Raw genomic sequence first — 17,700 nt, 5'->3', positions numbered from 1 at the left:
CCCACCGATTCCCCCCATCCCGCCCCGAGCTTTTCCACAGGTGCCGAAATGGGCGACGCCCCGGAGGGGAAACGTTCCTCCGGGGCGTCGGGTGCAGGGTCGATTTCCGTCTACCAGAACATGGGCAGCCCTGAGAAGGGTTTCTGTTTGCATTGCAGTGAGCGTTCGTGCGGTCGGCATCCCAATGCGGGTTCCATGTCGAGGCGGCGCTTTTCCATCGTCGGAGGCATGATCGGAGGCAGGCTCGAAGGCTTGCTCGGACGCTTTCGCGGAGGCCTCCTCGGCGGTCGCTGCCGAGGCTCCTCGCGGCGAGGCGCCGCCGCCGGCGGCGAGGTATGGAAATTGAGCAACCCCGGTCTCATCGCCATTTTTTTCGCGCTTGACTCAGCTGCGATGACGCTTCGCGCCTCGGCGTGCGCCATCGCGGGGAGCCGCCATTGTGGATCACAAAACACGCCATACAAGGATTGAGCCCGCCGAGGTGGTCTGCGTCGGTGAAGCGCTGTGGGATCTCTATGCGCCCGAAGGCATTCCGCTCGAGCAAGCGAAATTGCTGCGCCGTGTGCCGGGGGGCGGGGCGGTGAACACCGCGACGGCGCTCGTCCGGCTCGGGATACGCTCGGGGCTGTGCGCCGCGCTGGGCGATGACGCGATGGGGCGCGGGCTGAGGGACGAGGTCGCGGCGGCCGGCATCGACGTGGGACGGCTCTCGCTGAGCGCGGCGCGCACAGGCCTCATGCTCGTGGCGATCGAGCGCGGCGAGGCGCGCTTCGCCGGGTACAGGCAGGGCGAGAGCGAGGCGCAGGCGCTCGCTGCAGCGCTGCCGGAACGATGGCAGACCCGGGTCGTGCACTTCACCGGGATCGCGCCGGTGCGCGGGGCGAGCGGCGCGCTCGCGCGGGCGGCCGCGAGCGCTCGGCGCGAAGGGTGCGCCGTCGCGGTCGACGTCAACGCGCGCCCGCGGATGTGGCCGCGCGCCGAGCGCGCCGCGTCCGTTCCCGGCGCGGAGGCCGGCGCCGCTTCGGTTTCCGACGCCGGCGCAGGCGTGCGCGGCTGCTTCCGCCTGTTCGGGCAGGCGGACCTCGTGAAGTGCAGCGCCGGTGATCTCGACGTGCTGGGGACGACGGCGCGCGCGCTCCGCGAGCGCCTCCGCCCCGAGGCGACGCTGGTCGTCACCGATGGCGCGCGGGAGACGCTCCTGCTCGGCCCCGGGGTCGAGCGCGCCGTCGCGCCGCGCCCGGTGCGTCCGCACGATCCAACGGGCGCGGGCGACGCCTTCTGCGCCGGGATGCTGGCGAGCCTCGTCTGGGAGGAGCGAGCGCGGTGGGGGGACGCGGCGCTCATGCTGCGCGCGGTGGCGCGGGGGCACGACGTCGCGCGGGCGTGGGTGAGGCGGAAGCGCGGCTGAAGGGGACGCGGGGGCGCGGCCGAAGGAGGCGCGCGGGTGCGGCTGGAGAGGGGAGGGGAAGCGCGGGAGCGCGGGTCGAGCCGCGCTCCCTGGCGCTGCGCTACTTGGCGGCGACCGTGACCTCGACCGACGCCGTGATGGACGGGGCGAGGCGGATCACGACGGGGTGGGCCCCGAGCGTCTTGATCGTGTCGGTCTCGATGCGGCGCCGGTCGACGCTGAAGCCCTGCGCGGCGAGCGCCTCTTCGATGTCGCGCGCCGTGACCGAGCCGTACAGCTTGTCGCCCTCTCCGACCGGGCGGCTGATCGTGATCTTGACCTGGTTGAGCTTGGACGCGAGCTGCTCCGCCTCGGAGCGCGTCTTGGCGGCGCGCGACTCGGCGACCCGCTTCTCGTGCTCGATGCGGGACACGTTCTCGGCGGTGGCGCCCACCGCGAGGCCGCGCGGGATGAGGTAGTTGCGCGCGAAGCCGGGGCGAACCTTCACGAGCTCGCCGCTCTTGCCGACGTTGTGGAGGTCCTCCGTGAGGACCACATGGATGTGGGTTGCCATGATCGACCTCCTACGCCGTGACGGTGAACGGCAAGAGCGCGATGTTGCGCGCGCGCTTGATCGAGAGGGTCACCTTGCGCTGGTGGCGCGCGCAATTGCCGCTGATGCGGCGCGGGACGACCTTGCCGCGCTCCGAGATGAAGTACTTGAGCGCCTGCGGGTCCTTGTAGTCGATGACCAGCGCCTTGTCCGCGCAGTAGCGGCAGACGCGCTTCCGGCCCGTGCGGCGGCGCCCCGGGGCGTCCGCGTTCAGGTCGGGTGTGCGCCCGAAGTCGCGATCGTCGTAGTCAGCGCCGCCGTTGCGGCCCATGTCGTTGTTGCGGCCGTTCATAGCTCAGCTCTCCTCCTCGTCGGCGGCGCCTTCCGCCTCAGCCTCTTCGGCATCGTCGAGATCGCCCGCCGGGGCCTGCTCGGAGCTCCGGTCGATGCGGCGCTCCGGCTCGAGCAGGCCGAGCTGACGCTCGCGCGAATCGTCGCGGTCGTCCTCCAGCGGCGCGAGCTCGAGGCGCTCGAACTTCACGTCCTCGTCGGCGATCGTGACGCCCTGGACCTCGACGTCGTTGCGCACGAGCACCGTCTGGTACTTCAGCACGCCGTCGGAGAGGCGCAGGTTGCGCTCGATCTCGGCGACGACCTTCCCGCCCCCGAGGTACTTCAGGTACACGTAAACGCCGCGGCGGTGCTTGGCGATGTCGTACGCGAGGCGGCGGCGCCCCCACGTCTCGACCTTGGTCAGCCGGCCCGACTCGCGGCCGACGACCTCGGCGAGGCGCGACCCGATCCGCTCGGCGCCGTCGGCGTCAATGTCGGGTCGCAGGATGTAGATCGTTTCGTACTCTCTGGCGCGCCCGGGCGCCGTTACCTGTCGGCTCATTCAGTCTTCCCTCTCGGCCAATGGCCCCGGGGCGGTGCCCCGGAGCGAGGAAAGGAACAGCCTGTCGAGCGACGCACCGGCGAGCTCGGCAGGCTGTCCCGTGGAGGATCAGGGCTTCTGCGTCGGGGGGAGGGGACCCTTCCCGTCCTTCGCGGCAGGGGCTGGATCCGTCGACCCAACCCCCTCGCCCTTCTGCCTCTTGCCCGGCTTGGGCCGGGTGTTTCGGACGTTCATCGCGGCCTCGAAGCCGCGGGCGGCGACTTCTAGCACACTTTGGACAGCTTGCTTCAAGCAGTCGGGCAGGCTCGCGCGCTCGACGGCGTCGAACCCCGACAGGACGTAATCCGCGACCTCGCCCCGGAAACCTGCCGGCGGACGTCCTACCCCGAGGCGGACGCGCCCGAAGTCGCCCGTCCCGCCGTGCGAGATGATCGACCGCAGCCCGTTGTGCCCCGCGTGCCCGCCGCCGACCTTGAGGCGAACCGTGCCGAACGGCAGGTCGAGCTCGTCGTGGAGCACGATCAGCTCGGAGGGCGCGACCTTGAAGAAGGCCATCGCCGGCTGCACGCTGCGCCCCGACTCGTTCATGTAGGTCATCGGCTTGAGCAGGATCGCCTGCTGTCCGGCGATCTCTGCCCGCGCGTGGACGCCCGAGAACTTCTCGCGGAACGGATCCGCCCGGACCTCGTCGGCCAGCGCGTCGATGGCCATGAAGCCGACGTTGTGCCGGTGAGCAGCGTATTCCTTGCCGGGGTTCCCCAGGCCGACCACGAGCAGCATGAAGAGCTGGTTCTGCTGAGTCCCTGGAATGGGGCAGGTGGGGCAGGTGAGGAGCGGGGTAGGGCGGGCCGCGCGCGCCTCGCGGTGCGGAGGCGCGAGGCGGCCCGCTCCCGGATTACTTCTTGTCCTTCTTGTCGGCCGCGGGGGCCGCGCCCTTCGCGGGGGCGGCCGCGCCAGCGGCCGGCGCAGCGGCCGCGCCAGCGGCCGGCGCGCCAGCGGCGGGCTTCGCCTCTTCCTCGGCGCCTGCCTTCTCGGGCGCGTTGACGACGGCGATCGTCTGGTCGTCCGCGAGGAGCGTCTTCACGCCCTCCGGCAGCTTCAGCCCGCTGGCCTTGTACGAGTCGCCCAGGTCGAGCTCGGTCACGTCGATCTCGACGAACGACGGGATCTTCTCCGGCAGGCAGCGCACGGGGATCGTGCGGAAGATCTGCTGGAGCACGCCGCCGGTGACCACGCCCTTCGGCTTGCCCACGCAGCGGAAGGGGATCTGCACGTCGACGGGCTGGTCGAGCTTCACCTGGATGAAGTCGGCGTGGACGAGCTCCCGCGAGATGGGGTGGTAGTCGTAGTCGCGCACCATGACGGTGAGCGTCTGGCCGTTCTCGATGGCCAGCTCGACCACGGAGTTCTTGCCGTGATCGGAGCCGAGCACCTGAAGGAGCGCCTTCGGCGAGATGGCGACCGACTGCGGCGCGAGCTCGCGCCCGTAGGCGATGGCGGGAATCTGTCCGGCGCGGCGCAGGCGGCTCGACGCGCTCTTGCCGCTATCCTCGCGCCTCGTGGCGTTGAGCTTGATGATGTCCATGACGACGGCTCCAGAAGTGATCCGGGGGTCCGCGGTGCGCGGTTCCACCCCGGCGTAGGGTGCGGCGCTATAGCAGAACGGAGAAGAGGAAGTCGAACCTTCGTCGCCGGAGGGCGCGTTTTGTGTCTTTTGTGAGTTCTTTGGGGTGTTCTGGCGAGGGGGCTCGGGCGACCTTCGTCGCCGGTGCGCCCCGCCGCCGAACGCGCGCGGCCGGTCAGACGAAGAGCGAGCTCACCGAGTCCGAGTGATGGATGCGGCGGATCGCCTCGGCGAGCAGCCGCGCCACCGAGACGACCTTGAATTTACCGGAGGCCCTCGCCTCGTCCGAGAGCGGGATCGAGTTCGTCACCACGACCTCGGTGAGAGGCGAATCCTTGATGCGCTCGACCGCCGGCCCGGACAGGACCGGGTGGGTGGCGCAGGCGGCGACGCTCTTGGCGCCCTGCTTCATCAGGGCGTTGGCCGCGTTCACCAGGGTGCCGGCGGTGTCGATGAGGTCGTCGAGGATGAGGCAGTGCTTGCCGGCCACCTCGCCGATGATGTTCATGACCTCGCTCTCGTTCGCCCGCTCGCGGCGCTTGTCGATGATCGCGAGCGTGCCCTGGAGGCGCTTCGAGTAGGCGCGGGCCCGCTCCACGCCGCCCGCGTCCGGGGAGACGATGACGACGTCCTTGCCGTAATGCTCGCGGAGGTGGTGCTCCAGCAGCGCCGGCATCGCGAACAGGTGGTCGAACGGGATGTTGAAGAACCCCTGGATCTGCCCGGCGTGCAGGTCGAGCGCGACGATCCGGTTCACCCCGGCGGCGACGATGAGGTCGGCGACGAGCTTCGAGGTGATCGGCGTCCGCGGCGCGACCTTCCGGTCCTGCCTGGCATAACCGTAGTAGGGGATGACCGCCGTGATGGAGCCGGCCGAGGCGCGGCGGAGCGCGTCGACCATGATCAGGAGCTCCATCACGCTGTCGTTGACCGGCGAGCAGGTGGGCTGCACGACGTAGGTGTCAACGCCTCGGACGTTCTCCTGGATGACGCAGAACGTCTCGCCGTCCGAGAAGCGCGACACGCGCGACTTCCCCATCGGTTGCTCCAGGACCTGACATATTTCCTGGGTAAGCGGGAAATTGGCGTTGCCGGAGAAGATACTGACTCTCTTAAACACGGCGCGCCTCCAGCCCATTTCGGGGAGCGCGGCTCTATCAGTCGGCCATGGGCACGTCAAGCGACTCTGTACAGCGATCGCTTGGCTGTACGTGCGTATCGTGACGGGCGGCGCTGCTCTCACCTGCGTTCTCGCCTGCGTCCACCCGCATTTCGTTCGGCGCTGCTTCGGGTTAGGTAGCGGCCGTGGAGTCTTTCGCCGCCGCCGCTTCCGGGCAGGGCGGGCGCGCCGCGGCCGGGCCGCGGGGCAGCCTGGTGATCATCGGCAATTTCGACGGCGTTCATCTGGGGCACCAGGCGCTGCTCGCCGACGCGGCGCTGGACGCGGAGCGGCGGGGGCTCGAGCCGGTGGCGCTCACGTTCGCCCCGCACCCCGCGAGCGTCCTCGGCCGGACCCCGCCGGCGACGCTGACGGCGCTGCCGCGCAAGATCGAGCTCATCCAGCGCGTGCAGCCGGCGATCCGGGTCGACGCGGTGACGTTCGACCGGGCGTTCGCGGCGCAGACGCCGGAGGAGTTCGTGCGGCGCGTGCTGCTCGATCGGCTCGCGGCGCGCGTCGTCCTGGTCGGCGCGAACTTCCGGTTCGGCCGCGGGCGCGCCGGCGACTTCACGACGCTCGGGCGCCTCGGCGAGGATCTCGGCTTCGAGACGCGATCGCACCCGCTCGTCGGCGACGCCGAGGGGGCGTGGTCGAGCACCCGCGTCCGAGCGGCCCTCGCGCGCGGGGATCTCGAGTCGGCCGAGCGGATGCTGTCGCGCCCGCACATGCTGTCCGGCGTCGTCGCGCAGGGGGCGAGGCGGGGCAGGACGATCGGCTTCCCCACCTGCAACATCGACGAGATCGAGGAGGCGCTCCCGCCGTTCGGCGTGTACGCGACGCTCGTCGATCGGGTGACCTCGTCGGGCCGCGCGATCGCGCTCGCGCGCGGCGTGGCCAACCTGGGCGTCCGCCCGACGGTCGAGGCGTCGAGGCAGGCGCGCCCGAACCTCGAGGTGCACCTCTTCGACGTCGACGAGGATCTCTACGGCGCGGCGCTGCGCGTGCACCTGATCGCCCGGCTGCGCGAGGAGCGGCGGTTCTCCGGGCTGCCGGAGCTCAAGGCGCAGATCGCGCGAGACGCCGAGGCGGCGCGCGCGCGGCTCGCGTCGATCAGCGCGGATCCGGCGGCGGAGGGAGCGTTTCGCTGAGCGCTCCGGCGAGGGTGAGCGAGCGTCGGATGTGGTAGCGTCGGCGGCGATGGAGCGCCGGGAGCTCGACGGGCTGACGCGGGAGGAGCTGATAGCGCGCGCCGAGGGGCTCGGGGTGCCCCGGCCGCGCCTGCTCACGAAGGTCGAGCTCATCGACGAGATCGTGGCGCGCACCGCGCAGAGCGAGCCGGAGCGGGCCCGCCTCCGCGGCTTCCTCGGGCGGGCGCGCGATCTGCTCTCGCGCGTGGTCGAGCGGGGCCTGCACATGCCGGAGACCGCGCGCGCGCTGCGCGGCGAGGCGCCGCCGGAGCAGCGGCCGCCGCCAACGCCGCCGCCGCCGCGGTCCACCACGACGCTCGCCGAGATCTATGCGTCCCAGGGGCACACGGACCGCGCCATCGCGATGCTCGACGAGATCCTCGCGCGAGCGCCGGAGGACGAGGACGCGCGGCGGCTCCGGGAGAGGCTGATCGAGAGCGCGGCACGCGGGCAGGGGGCAGGCGTGGAAGCGCGGGACGCGGACGCGGAGGACGCGGACGCGGAGGATGCGGACGCGGAGGATGCGGACGCGGACGCGGAGGATGCGGAGAGCGCCGCCGCGGAGGCTTCCCCTGCTCCGTTCGCGCGAGACGATGGCGCGACCGAGCCACGCGGGGCCGCCATCGCGAGCGAGCACCAGGGGGAGCCCGGGCCCGTTGCCGGAGCGCCTGGCGGCCTTCCGGTGCAGCCTCCGCGAGATCCTTCGCCTGCAGGCGCCGGAGCGACGGCGTCGCCCGTCGCCGCAGGGGGGGTGCTGGGTCTTGCGGCGGCCTTGCGCGACGAGCGGGCGGAGCTCCCGGCGCGGTATGACGTCGACGAGATCGTCGGCATCGCGGTCGATCACGAGACGATCTACCTCTACTGGGAAGTGCGTCCCAGGACGCTCGCGCGAGCGCGGGCGCGTCGCCCGGAAGGGCAGCTCGCGATCCGCGTCGTCGCGGTGCTCCCGAGCTGGGAGCGGCCCGTGGTCGAGCAGCGGGATCTCGCCATCGACGCGCTCTTCGGGGACATGTTCGTGCGCGACATCCCGTCCGGCGCGAACCTCCGTATGTGCACGGGCTGGCTCGCCGGCGAGGTGTTCGAGCCTTTCGCGGTCGGCCTCGAGGTCGCTGTGCCACGCGCGTTGCCGGCTTCGCCGAGATCGTCCTCGGAGGAGCCACCGGCCTCTGCGCCAGCGCTGACGGGCGAGACCTCGGAGGAGCCTCCGGCCTCTGCGTCAGCGCTGGCGGGCGAGACCTCGGAGGAGCCTCCGGTCTCTGCGCCGGAACCGACGAGCGAGATCCCGCCGGGCAGCCCGACTGCGGCGATGAACGTCGCCGAGCGGCACCTCGAGGGCGGCGTCGGCGATGCGGCATCGGCGCTGATCGCCGCGGGGACGGCGTCACCGTCGATTCCCGGTGCCAGGGGGGAGCACGGCGAGCCTGTCGTCGTGGTCGGCGCGAGCGGAGGCTCGGTGACCACGGCTCTTCCGGCGCCGAGCGCGCCGGTCGCCAGCGGTGACGCAGATGTCGAGGTGACTGCGGCGGCGGTCGTCACGAGCAGCGACGTGGCGCCTGCTGCGCCGGCCGCGATCGGCGACGTGGCCGCCGAGGCTGTCCGAGCGGCCGCGCCTCACGGCCTCGAGGCGTTCGCGGCTGGGCGCAGCGCGACGCTCCTCGCGGAGCCGACGCTCGCGTTGCCCGATCAGGCGCCGGGGCGCTTCTTCTCGGGAACGGCACCGACGCCGGAGGCGATCGCGCAGGCGGTCGCGGCGACCCGCGGCGCGGCGAGCGAGGGACCAGCCCGCTTCCCGTCAGGAACGGCGCCGACGCCGGAGGCGATCGCGCAGGCGGTCGCGGCGACCCGCGGCGGTTCGAGCGAGCTGCTCCGAGGAGGCGGCGGGAGCGCGGGATCTCACGCCAGCGAGGCGCTCCGGCGCACGAGCGCGGGGCGGGGCCTCTCCCCGGGCGGCGGGCCGCGCTTTGGCGCCGATCGGGTCCGATCCCTTGGCGGTGGAGCGGAGCTCTGGCGGAGCTTCGCCACCCGGGCGCGCCCGCCTTCCCGGGGCCGCTGAGCGACCTGGTTGACCCGTCGCACGCAACTCGCGACGCGCGGCGGTCGACCCACCTCGCGTGCACCCGAACCACCGATCCATCGCAAGCTCCGCCCTCTTCCTCCTCGGCGCGCTCGCCTGCGCCCTGTTCACGCGGCAGGCGCGCGCCGAGCTCCCCCTCGACGACGAGCCCACGGCGCTCGACCCGCGCGTGGACCGCCTCGACACCGCGCCCCACGAGCTCTGGGCTGCGTCCCCGGGCAGCGCGCAGCCGCTCTGGCTCGCGGTGGAGCTCGGGATCGCTCGGCTCGAAGGGGGCGAGCGCTCGCTCACCGGCATGCTGCTCGCGAGCATCCCCCTCGAGCGGCTATCCGCCCGCCCTGGCGCGCCGTCTCCTCCGCCCGCCGTCGCCGAACCTGCGGCGCCTCGGCTGAAGCCTGCCCCGGCGACCCCGAGCCCGCCACGCGCGGCGCCGGAGATCGAGCTCCCGGAGCCGCCTCCGCCCGCGCAGCCAGCCGAGGCCGAGCCGCCGCTCCCGCTGCCGGTCCGGGTCACGCCGGCGATGGCCCGCGCGATCGTCGAGGCGGCGCTGCGGCGATCCCGCCTCCTCGATCCCGAGGCGCGCATCGACGCGATCGCGTCGCGCGCGCGGACGTCGTCGCTCTTCCCGGAGCTCCGGCTCCGCGTCTCTCGGCTCGTCGATGAAGCGGAGAGCCTGGCCCCCACGGAGTACGATCCGGCGCGAAGGACGGCGTCCGGCGGCACGAGCCTGTGGCTCGAGGCGCGCGCGACGTGGCGGCTCGACCGGATCGTCTTCGCCGACGAGGAGATCGCGCTGGAGCGCCTCCGCCGCGAGCGCGCCGAGCTGCAAACGAAGCTCACGGCGCGCGTCCTCGAGCTGCTCTTCGCGTGGCAGCGCGCCGTCGCGCTCGCGGCCGATCCGGGCCAGAGCCCCGAGGAGCACCGCGCCGCGACGCTCGCGGCGCTCGAAGCGGAGGCGTCCCTCGACCTGCTCACCGGCGGCTGGATGACGCGGTGGCGCGCTGCGCGCGAGTGAGCCCGCGCGCCTCCGCCTGCGCAGGGCGCCCGCGCGCTGCAGGGCTACAGGATGGTCTGCGAGAGCGTCACCGCGCGCCTGCCGGTACCGGCGTCTCCGTCGGGATCGGTCACCGTCACCTCGACCTCCACGACCTTCCCGAGCAGCTCCTCGATCTTCCGCTCGCCATCCAGCCGGAACCGCAGCCCGGCGAGCTTGCAGAAGCCGCCTTCGTCGGGATCCAGGGTGAAGATGACCTCGAGCGGCTCGATCGCATAGCCGAGCTCGGGCACGATGCCGTTCACCACGGTGAGCGAGCCGGATCGGCGCAGGTTCTTGAGACGGATGGCGACGAAGATGTGGTAGCCGCCTTGAGGTCCAGCCTCCACCTGGACCTCGTCGAGGTCATCGAGCGGGAAGTAGTCGGCCTGCCCCTCCCCGACGATGACGACCGGCTCGCCCCCGGCGGCCGGCTTGCAGACGTCCGGCTCCGCGCCCGCGTTCCACGAGGTGCTGTAGGGCTCGAGCTGCCGGGGATCCACGTCGGGGGCGCTGCAGCCGCCGGCCACGCAGGTCTGCGGCGCCGGGCAAGTGGCCGCCCCGGGCGCGACGACGCACTCCCGCTCGAGGCGCACCCGCAGCAGCAGCGTGCGGCCGCCGATCACCCGGGTCGACGCGGTGCGGGTGAGCAGCGGACCCTCGGCGTCCTCCGCTCCGAACGCCTCCAGGGAGATCTCCACGGCCGTGCCATCCTCGAGATCGCTGAAGAAGAACTCCCGCGGGAAGAACAGCTGCCCGTTCTTCTGCGCCAGCGCGTCCTCGTGGACCACGTCTCCGCCGGCCCGCAGGACGACGCGCAGCAGGTCGATGTCGGCGCCCGCGCGGAGCTCGCTCGTCACCCCGATCACCACGGTCCCGGTGGTGGGCCCCGCAGCGCCGCAGCCTGCGACGAGCAGGGCGCAGAGCGCGAGGGCGGCGAGCAGGAAGGTGCGGGTGTTCGTGGCGGCCTGGCAGCGATGGGCGCGGCGCCCATCGCTCCCTCCTCGCGGCGTTCGGTCCTCCTGAGCCATGCCGACGGCGTGTGCGGCGCGCTGCTGCCAGGCGCAGCGCGCTACTGGATGCCTTCGAGCGCGGCCAGGAACACGTCCGGGCCGACGAAGTCGTTGAAGCGCTTCCGCTCGGCGCCGCTGGAGTCGTACAGCACCACCGTGGGCAGGCCGACGACCTTGTACTTGCCCTTCACCGCGTCGATCTGCGGATCCTCGTCGTCCGTGGCGTCGACCTTCACCGCGACGAAGTGCGCCGCCTTGGCCATGACACGGGGATCCGAGAAGGTCTCCTTCGCGAGCTGCTTGCAGGCGCCGCACCACTCCGCGGTGAAGTCCACGAGCAGCGGGCGCCCTTCCGCCTTCGCCTTGGAGACGGCCACCGGCTCCTCGTGCAGCCACGTGAGCTGCGGCGACACGGCCTCGCCGGCCACCGCCGACGGGACGGGCGAGGCGAGCTTTGGCAGATCCAGGCTCGCGACGAGCAGGAAGCTGCTGGCCACCGTGAGCGCGATCCCGGCCCCCTTGCGGGCCTTCACGCCGGCGCCTCCGTCGTCCCAGGAGAGGTGCACCGCGCCGAGCGCGAGGCCGACCGCGACGAGGCCCGCCATGACGGCCATGAACTGCGGCGTGGGCTGCGCGAGCGACGACAGCGCCGGGAAGGTCGTCTTCAGGAAATAGAGCGCGACGACCATCATCACGATCCCGAAGAACGACTTCACCCCCAGCATCCACTTGCCGCCCTTCGGCAGCGCGAACGCGAAGGCGCCGACGAGCCAGAACGGCAGGCCGAGCCCGAGGGAGAAGGTCGCGCCGACCAGCGCGCCGAGGCCGACATTCTGGGTCTTCCCGATCCAGAGAATGATGCCCGTGAGGACAGGCCCGGTGCACGGCGCAGCGACGAGGCCGCTCACCAGACCGAGCAGGAAGGCGCCGCCGTAGCCGATGCCCCCGACCTGCGAGAGCCGCTGCATCAGGGTGTCCGGCAGCGTCATCTCGAACGCGCCGAACATGGACAGCGAGAGCGCGATGAACACCGCCGCGATGCCGACGATGACCCACCTGTTCGAGAGCACGCCGCCGAACAGGCTGCCCGTGAGCGCCGCGGCCACGAGCATCGTCGTGAAGAGCACGACGATCCCGAGCACGAAGCTCGTCGAGAGCAGCATCGCCTCGCGCCGGGACTTCGCCTCCCGCGCCCCGAAGATGCTCACCGTGATGGCGATCATCGGGTACACGCAGGGGGTGAGGCACGTGAGCAGCCCGCCCCCGAGCGCGGCGAGCGCGGCGAAGAGCGGGCCAGCCTCCAGACCGCGGGTGAAGAGATCGCGCGGATCATCGGCCAGCGCGAGCGCCGGGGACGCGAGCGTGGCGAGCGCGGCCAGCGCCGGGAGAGCGCGTCCGAGCGCGCCGCGCGCGCCGCGTCGGACACCCGCCGGCGCGGCGCCGGCGCTTGCCTTGAAACGAGTCGAAGCGGTCATCACCAAGGTTCTATAGCAAAGCGATCGGGGTCGTGCGGCGGGCCGCCGTCCGTTCAGGCTGGCATCAGCGTTCCGCGAGGGACGCGAGCGTCCGGCGCGCCGCCTCGATCTCCGCGCCGAGCGCGATCGCGACCGCGGCCCTTCCCGAGGTGCTCCGCTGGACGAAGGCTTCCAGGTATTTCTTGGCCTCGTCCCAGCGATGGTCGAAGTAGGCCATCTGCCCGAGCACGAACCGGCCGTAACCCTGGCCTGCCGGCACCTCCGAGAGCCGATCGATCAGCGCGCCGAGCCCCTCCACCGCCTTGCCGCTCTCGCACTGCACGACGGCGAGGTGCCCCTGGTAGAGCGGCTTGTCCCGCGTGCCCCAGCGCGCCGCGCGCGTGAGCGCGCCGATCGCCTCGTCGTACCGGCGCGCCAGGTGATACACGCTGCCCAGCGTCCACCAGTGGAACGCCCTCCGGCTCGCCGGCCCCGTGCGCGCCGCCAGCCGGAGGTGCCCGACGGCCCCATCGATGTCCCCGAGGGCCTGCTTCGCGCGCGCCGCGTCCTGGTGGGCGACGTCGCTCAGCACGCCGAGCGCCAGGATCTGCTCCGCCACCTCGGCTGCCCGCTCGAAGCGGCGTGTCTCGAAATACGCGAGGTAGAGCTGCCGCAGCAGCATGGCCTGCGTCGTCCTGTCGAGCGGCCCCCGGAGCGACAGGCCCCGCCGCGCCCAGATCGCGCGCGATCGCGGGGTCGCCGCGCCCAGCGCGCGCCGCAACATCTCCTCCGCTGTCAGCGCCGCCGCGGGCGCGCGCCGTCGCGGCGCCTTGCTCGGCCGTTTCTCTCGTGGAGCGTTGGGGCCAGCGTCATTCCCGCTGCCCGCAACGGACTGCGCCGTCGCTTTCGTGCGTCGCCGCGTACCCCCGGAGCCCGTACGGACGGATCGAGCGCCGCCCACGCTGTCACCGTGCTCGCTCGCCTTGCGCACAGAAAGCAATTCTAACAGACCTGCACACGCGTTCCAGCAATACGCGACGTTTCCATCTTGACTCGGGCCACATGGCTGGCAGGTGGCCGGTCGTGGACGACGGCGGTGTGCCGGCTGGGGTTGGTCGTTCGCCAGTACGGGCTGTCGGCTTCAGCTGGACCTTGTTGCGCCCCACCGAGCGTGGCGCCATCGTCGCGGCCATGCGTCGCCGTCCTGGCTCAACTTCCCTTCAAAGGAGGCGGTATTCCGTCTCCACGGTCTCCGGCAACCTGGGTCGGGTCCTCAACCTGGGTCGGGTCCTCAACCTGGGTCGGGTCCTCAACCTGGGTCGGGTCCTCAACCTGGGTCGGGTCCTCAACCTGGGTCGGGTCCTCAACCTGGGTCGGGTCCTCAACCTGGGTCGGGTCCTCAGGCTCGCGCCATGCTTGGCCTTGCTCGCCGGCCTGCCGCTCCTGGCCGGGTGCGGGCACCCGGCCAGCCGCGACGAGTGCGAGGCCATCTTCCGGAGGAGCGCCGAGATCGAGCTCCGGGCGCAGAATGTCGTCGACCCGAAGATCGTCGAGGAGCGCACGGCGGCGGTGCGGGACGCCCGCGGCAAGGAGCTCATCGACAGGTGCGTCGGGCGCCGCATCACCGATGCTGCGATGGTGTGCGTCCGGCAGGCAACGACCCCGGAGCAGGTCGATAAGTGTCTGGAGTGACGCGCCCCGCGACCCGCGCCGACGTCCTGGCAACCCTCGCGATCGTCCTGCTGGTGCTCGGTATCCTTGTGGGGCGCGCCGCGCTCCGCCGCGCCGCTCCACGCCCGTCCGCCGATGCGTGCGCCGCGCTCCTCGATCGGTACGTCGAGCTCGTCCTGCGCGCGGCCAACCCCGAGCCCGCTGCCTCCCAGGTGGCCGAGAGGACCGCGATGGCGCGCGCGACCGCCGGGGAGCGCGGCTTCGTCCGCTGCGAGGCCGACCTCACGCAGGCGGAGGTGGCGTGCGCCCTCCAGGCGGGAACTGCGGACGATCTGGAGCGCTGTCTGCCCTGACGCGACCAGCGCGCGGTCCGCGGAGGACCAGCCCCGACATGCTCCCCTGCCGAGGAGACGGTGAAGGAGCGGCGGAGGACGGGCGGAGGATGGGCGGAGGACGGGCGGAGGACGGGCGGAGGACGGCAGAAGAACGGCGGAGGAACGTGAAGGGACGCCGGCGCGCTGCGAATCGTTCCGGGCGCGCCGCGCTGTGATAGTCTCGGCCGTGGCGAGCGCTCCCCGCTGGCGCGATCTCCTCACCTCCCCACCCTCGGATTGCCTGTCGTGAAAGCCCCGTCGCCCTTGCTCGGCTTCAACAACAACGTCCGGCACAAGGGGCGGTTGTTCCACATACAGACTGAGGACTCGGGCATTCGCCATCCTCACATCATCACGCACCTCTTCGCCGACGGCGGGCGCATCCTCAAGACCACGAAGACCTCGTACGCGGAGCACGTCGGTCAGGCCTCGCTCGCGGAGACGGTCCGCGGCCTCATGAAGGAGCAGCACAAGGCGATGTTCATCGCCCTGCGCGACGGTCATTTCGACTACCTCTTCGACGACACCGCCGCCCCGCCCGTGTCCGCAGGCGCCGTGTCCGCAGGCGCCGCCCCCGCCCCGTCGCATTCGGAGGCGAGCAAGCCCGCGCGGGCGTCGTCGCCGTCGTCGCCCGAGGTGACGGGCGCGCCGAAGCCGCCCCCGCCGTCCCGGCCCCTCACGCCGCCCGTCGTGCCCGATGCGTCGCCGCGCCCGAAGCCGGCAGCCGCGCCGACGCCGGCGCCCAGGCCCGCCGCGCCGCCCGCAAGGCCAGCGGCCGCGCCCCTCGCCACGGCGCCGCGCGCCCCGGCGGCCGAGCCGGCGCCCGCTTCGGCCGGCGGGCGCCCCCGGCTCGAGCTCGATCCCGTCGCGCTCCAGGCGCTCGGCGGCGGGCGCGCGGCCAGCCCGCTCGCCGGCAGGGCCGTACGCCCGGCGTCGCCCGCCGAGATCAAGCCCGAACAACCGTCCATCGATCTCGATCTCGACGCGCTGGAGCGCGCCGCAGCCGAGGCACAGACGCCGTTCTTTCAGCAGATCCAGGACCTCCCGCCGCCGCCTGCGTCGGTGATCGGGCGGCGGGCGGAGTCCGCGGCCTCCGGCGCCGGGGTCTACAGCAATGTCCACCCCGAGCAGCCCGTCGCGCCGCCCGCGCCCCAGGTCGCGGTCGAGCATTTCTCGGGCGGCCCTGGCTCCGGCCGCTACGCGGCCTCGCGCCCGGCCAGCATCTTCGCGACGAACCGGCCGGCGGAGGGCGCCTCGATCTTCGGTGAGGACCTGATCAGCGAGAAATCGCTCGACGAGGTGATCCTCAGCTACCTCGCGGAAGATCTCGACAGCCCCCCGGAGAAGAAATAGCCGGGCTGCCGCCTGGCGTGGCGGACGCGTGGAGCAGGTGCGTGGGGGGCAGCGTGGAGCGGGAGGGCAGGCGGGTCGGCAAGCAGGTCGACCGAGCGACGGTCACCTGATGAGACCCGATCGGACCGCAGACGACGCGGATAGACAGCGTCGCAGGGGCGCGACCATGGCCCGCATCTGGCTGCGGCCGATGTCGTATCTCCTGGGCGTCAGCGTCGCGACCCTCGCCGTCGTCCACCTGCTCGACGTCGCGCGACACGAGAACGCGCACCTCTCGCTCTGGGAGGTGTTCGCGCGCATGTCGCCGAGCGACGCCGAGCACATCATGGGCGGCATCGGCGAGGTCATCGCCGCCATCCTCGGCATCGTCATCACGGTCGCGTCCATCATCGTGCAGCTCGCCGCGAACCGTTACACGCCGCGGATCACCGAGATGTTCTTCCGCGACCGGACGAACATGCTCGTGATGGGCTTCTTCGTCGTCAGCGCGGTGTTCTCGCTGTGGGTCAACTTCTCGATCCGCGTCGGCGGCGGCGCCCCGACCGAGGACGTCTTCGTCCCCGTCTACGGCGTCCTCGTCACGATGGGGCTGCTCACCGCGAGCCTGCTCATGATGGCGCCCTACTTCGGGTACGTGTTCGACTTCGTCGAGCCCGACAACGTGGTCCGGCGGATCAAGACGAGCGGCGTCGAGCAGGCGCTGCGCCCCGCGGGCGGAGAGGGTGAGGCCGAGGTCGACGAGCGCCGGGTGACGGCGCTCTCGTCGCTGGAGCAGCTCGCCGACGTGGCGCTCAACGCGATCGACCAGAAGGACAAGGGGATCGCGTCGAAGACGATCGACTCGCTGTCGGAGCTCGTCGTCGCGTACCTGCCCCACAAGGCGACGCTCGATCCGCGCTGGTTCCAGATCCGCGATCGCCTCGCGAAGGACACCGACTTCGTGAGCATGAACGCCGAGGCGCTCGGCAAGCTGTCGACCGCGCGGACCTGGCTCGAGTACAAGGCGCTCCGCCAGTTCTTGATGGTCTATCGCGAGGCGCTCACGGCGATGCCCGACCTCATCACGCGCATCGCCATCGACACGCGCTACATCGGGCAGACCGCCATCGCCGCTGGAGACCGCGCGGCCGTCGCGGTCGTCGTGAAGTTCTTCAACACCTACATGCGCAGGTCGCTCAACGCGAAGGACATCGCCGCGGCCTACAACAACCTGAACCAGTACCGCTACCTCGCGGAGGAGCTGCTCAAGGCGGGGTGGGGGGATCAGGTCCTCGAGATCGCGCGTCATTTCAAGTACTACGCGCAGACGGCGCACGCGATGGGGCTCGCGTTCCTCACCGAGACCGTCGCGTTCGATCTCTGCGTGGTCAACGAGCGCGCGTACGACCTGCACGCACCTGCCCGGGACGAGCTGCTCCAGCTCTTCCTCGAGGTGGACAAGGAAGCGGAGCTCGATCAGCAGGAGCCGTCGCTCCGCGGCGTCCGCAAGGCGCAGGTCAAGCTCGCCACGTACTACCTGCAGAAGGGTGAGGAGGCGCTCGCGCGGAAGATCTACCGCGACATGCGCGACGAGCGGCCCGACAGGCTGCGCTCCATCCGCGCGGAGCTCCTGGCCGTGACGAGCAACGAGTTCTGGGAGATCAACGACCGGGGCGCCGTGTTCGAGTACATCGAGCCCGAGCGGCGCCAGCTCATCCACCGCTTCTTCGAGTGGTTCCCGGCGACGACCATGCGGGAGCCGATCCGCGAGGAGCACACGCAGGAGTGAGCGAGGCGTGAGCGGCGCCCTCTCGGTGAGGCGGGCCCCAGTCCATGCAGGCTGGATCTGCGCCGGGCATCGACGCGGTGATTCCTGCGGCGCGCGGGCAGCGGTAGGATCGGGCATGCCTTGCTTGCACCCTCTCCACCCCGAGCAGGAGGGCT

The 17,700-nt window shown here is 71.9% G+C and carries 17 protein-coding genes; 8 read left to right on the top strand and 9 right to left on the bottom strand.

Annotated elements, in window-relative coordinates:
- Positions 1–481: 481 nt before the first annotated feature.
- Positions 482–1,408, top strand: a complete 927-nt coding sequence (locus WME82_RS37195; protein ID WP_438039193.1) for a PfkB family carbohydrate kinase — start codon at positions 482–484, stop codon at positions 1,406–1,408.
- A gap of 100 nt (positions 1,409–1,508) precedes the next feature.
- Here WME82_RS37195 and rplI read toward each other — a convergent pair whose 3' ends face one another.
- From rplI to WME82_RS37165, 6 genes are all read right to left on the bottom strand, one after another.
- Positions 1,509–1,961: a 50S ribosomal protein L9 gene (rplI, locus tag WME82_RS37190; protein ID WP_437741239.1), complete on the bottom strand. Its 453-nt coding sequence runs from the start codon at positions 1,959–1,961 to the stop codon at positions 1,509–1,511.
- A 10-nt stretch (positions 1,962–1,971) separates the two neighbouring features.
- Positions 1,972–2,292: a 30S ribosomal protein S18 gene (rpsR, locus tag WME82_RS37185; RefSeq protein ID WP_012239546.1), complete on the bottom strand. Its 321-nt coding sequence runs from the start codon at positions 2,290–2,292 to the stop codon at positions 1,972–1,974.
- A 3-nt stretch (positions 2,293–2,295) separates the two neighbouring features.
- On the bottom strand, positions 2,296–2,835 hold the full coding sequence (rpsF, locus tag WME82_RS37180) for a 30S ribosomal protein S6 (protein ID WP_437741238.1): 540 nt from the start codon (positions 2,833–2,835) through the stop codon (positions 2,296–2,298).
- 108 nt (positions 2,836–2,943) lie between these two features.
- The gene (gene pth, locus WME82_RS37175) at positions 2,944–3,615 is read right to left on the bottom strand and encodes an aminoacyl-tRNA hydrolase (RefSeq protein WP_438039192.1); all 672 of its coding nucleotides are present in this window, start codon (positions 3,613–3,615) and stop codon (positions 2,944–2,946) included.
- A 115-nt stretch (positions 3,616–3,730) separates the two neighbouring features.
- Complete coding sequence (locus WME82_RS37170) at positions 3,731–4,420, bottom strand: 50S ribosomal protein L25/general stress protein Ctc (RefSeq protein WP_437852514.1); 690 nt, start codon at positions 4,418–4,420, stop codon at positions 3,731–3,733.
- 214 nt (positions 4,421–4,634) lie between these two features.
- Complete coding sequence (locus WME82_RS37165) at positions 4,635–5,597, bottom strand: ribose-phosphate pyrophosphokinase (RefSeq protein ID WP_437741235.1); 963 nt, start codon at positions 5,595–5,597, stop codon at positions 4,635–4,637.
- Between the two features lie 167 nt (positions 5,598–5,764).
- Here WME82_RS37165 and ribF point away from each other — a divergent pair, with 167 nt between their 5' ends.
- From ribF to WME82_RS37150, 3 genes are read left to right on the top strand one after another with little or no spacing between them, the layout of a single operon-like run.
- Positions 5,765–6,766 (top strand): riboflavin biosynthesis protein RibF, encoded by a 1,002-nt coding sequence (gene ribF / locus WME82_RS37160; protein ID WP_437741234.1) that lies wholly within the window; start codon positions 5,765–5,767, stop codon positions 6,764–6,766.
- A 31-nt stretch (positions 6,767–6,797) separates the two neighbouring features.
- A complete protein-coding gene (locus WME82_RS37155; protein ID WP_438039191.1) occupies positions 6,798–8,858 on the top strand; it encodes a tetratricopeptide repeat protein in 2,061 nt (686 codons plus the stop codon).
- Positions 8,859–8,916: 58 nt separating this feature from the next.
- Positions 8,917–9,894: a hypothetical protein gene (locus tag WME82_RS37150; RefSeq protein WP_437912795.1), complete on the top strand. Its 978-nt coding sequence runs from the start codon at positions 8,917–8,919 to the stop codon at positions 9,892–9,894.
- A gap of 44 nt (positions 9,895–9,938) precedes the next feature.
- On the opposite strand, the gene WME82_RS37145 is transcribed toward WME82_RS37150, so the two are convergent.
- The 3 genes from WME82_RS37145 to WME82_RS37135 form a co-directional block, all read right to left on the bottom strand.
- Positions 9,939–10,943 carry a hypothetical protein gene (locus WME82_RS37145; protein WP_438039190.1) on the bottom strand — a complete coding sequence of 335 codons (1,005 nt, stop codon included), beginning with the start codon at positions 10,941–10,943 and terminating at the stop codon, positions 9,939–9,941.
- Between the two features lie 41 nt (positions 10,944–10,984).
- Complete coding sequence (locus WME82_RS37140; protein WP_438039189.1) at positions 10,985–12,400, bottom strand: protein-disulfide reductase DsbD family protein; 1,416 nt, start codon at positions 12,398–12,400, stop codon at positions 10,985–10,987.
- 64 nt (positions 12,401–12,464) lie between these two features.
- Positions 12,465–13,163, bottom strand: coding sequence for a tetratricopeptide repeat protein (locus WME82_RS37135; protein WP_438039188.1), 699 nt, complete (start codon positions 13,161–13,163; stop codon positions 12,465–12,467).
- Positions 13,164–13,570: 407 nt separating this feature from the next.
- Between WME82_RS37135 and WME82_RS37130 the strand changes: the two genes are divergently transcribed.
- The 4 genes from WME82_RS37130 to WME82_RS37115 all read left to right on the top strand — a co-directional run bounded on the left by WME82_RS37130 (position 13,571) and on the right by WME82_RS37115 (position 17,545).
- Entirely contained in the window at positions 13,571–14,071 is a 501-nt protein-coding gene (locus WME82_RS37130; RefSeq protein WP_438039187.1) for a hypothetical protein, read from the top strand.
- The gene (locus tag WME82_RS37125) at positions 14,068–14,403 is read left to right on the top strand and encodes a hypothetical protein (protein ID WP_438039186.1); all 336 of its coding nucleotides are present in this window, start codon (positions 14,068–14,070) and stop codon (positions 14,401–14,403) included. The genes WME82_RS37130 and WME82_RS37125 overlap by 4 nt, the downstream gene beginning before the upstream one ends.
- A 267-nt stretch (positions 14,404–14,670) precedes the next feature.
- A complete protein-coding gene (locus WME82_RS37120) occupies positions 14,671–15,777 on the top strand; it encodes a hypothetical protein (protein ID WP_438039185.1) in 1,107 nt (368 codons plus the stop codon).
- A 166-nt stretch (positions 15,778–15,943) separates the two neighbouring features.
- Complete coding sequence (locus WME82_RS37115) at positions 15,944–17,545, top strand: DUF2254 family protein (RefSeq protein ID WP_437741225.1); 1,602 nt, start codon at positions 15,944–15,946, stop codon at positions 17,543–17,545.
- Positions 17,546–17,700: the final 155 nt, after the last annotated feature.

Origin of the sequence: Sorangium sp. So ce128 (assembly GCF_051525245.1) — a bacterium.
GTDB lineage: Bacteria > Myxococcota_A > Polyangia > Polyangiales > Polyangiaceae > Sorangium > Sorangium cellulosum_B.
The sequence above is the reverse complement of the archived record's forward strand: the minus strand, read 5'-3'. Positions and strand labels throughout refer to the sequence as shown.

Bases quoted from the DNA above. Each gene is read 5' to 3' on its own strand.
- rplI (WP_437741239.1), bottom strand. From the start codon at position 1,961: ATGGCAACCCACATCCATGTGGTCCTCACGGAGGACCTCCACAACGTC.
- rpsR (WP_012239546.1), bottom strand. From the start codon at position 2,292: ATGAACGGCCGCAACAACGACATGGGCCGCAACGGCGGCGCTGACTAC.
- rpsF (WP_437741238.1), bottom strand. From the start codon at position 2,835: ATGAGCCGACAGGTAACGGCGCCCGGGCGCGCCAGAGAGTACGAAACG.
- pth (WP_438039192.1), bottom strand. From the start codon at position 3,615: ATGCTGCTCGTGGTCGGCCTGGGGAACCCCGGCAAGGAATACGCTGCT.
- WME82_RS37170 (WP_437852514.1), bottom strand. From the start codon at position 4,420: ATGGACATCATCAAGCTCAACGCCACGAGGCGCGAGGATAGCGGCAAG.
- WME82_RS37165 (WP_437741235.1), bottom strand. From the start codon at position 5,597: ATGGGCTGGAGGCGCGCCGTGTTTAAGAGAGTCAGTATCTTCTCCGGC.
- WME82_RS37145 (WP_438039190.1), bottom strand. From the start codon at position 10,943: ATGGCTCAGGAGGACCGAACGCCGCGAGGAGGGAGCGATGGGCGCCGC.
- WME82_RS37140 (WP_438039189.1), bottom strand. From the start codon at position 12,400: ATGACCGCTTCGACTCGTTTCAAGGCAAGCGCCGGCGCCGCGCCGGCG.
- WME82_RS37135 (WP_438039188.1), bottom strand. From the start codon at position 13,163: ATGTTGCGGCGCGCGCTGGGCGCGGCGACCCCGCGATCGCGCGCGATC.
- WME82_RS37130 (WP_438039187.1), top strand. From the start codon at position 13,571: ATGCGTCGCCGTCCTGGCTCAACTTCCCTTCAAAGGAGGCGGTATTCC.
- WME82_RS37115 (WP_437741225.1), top strand. From the start codon at position 15,944: ATGGCCCGCATCTGGCTGCGGCCGATGTCGTATCTCCTGGGCGTCAGC.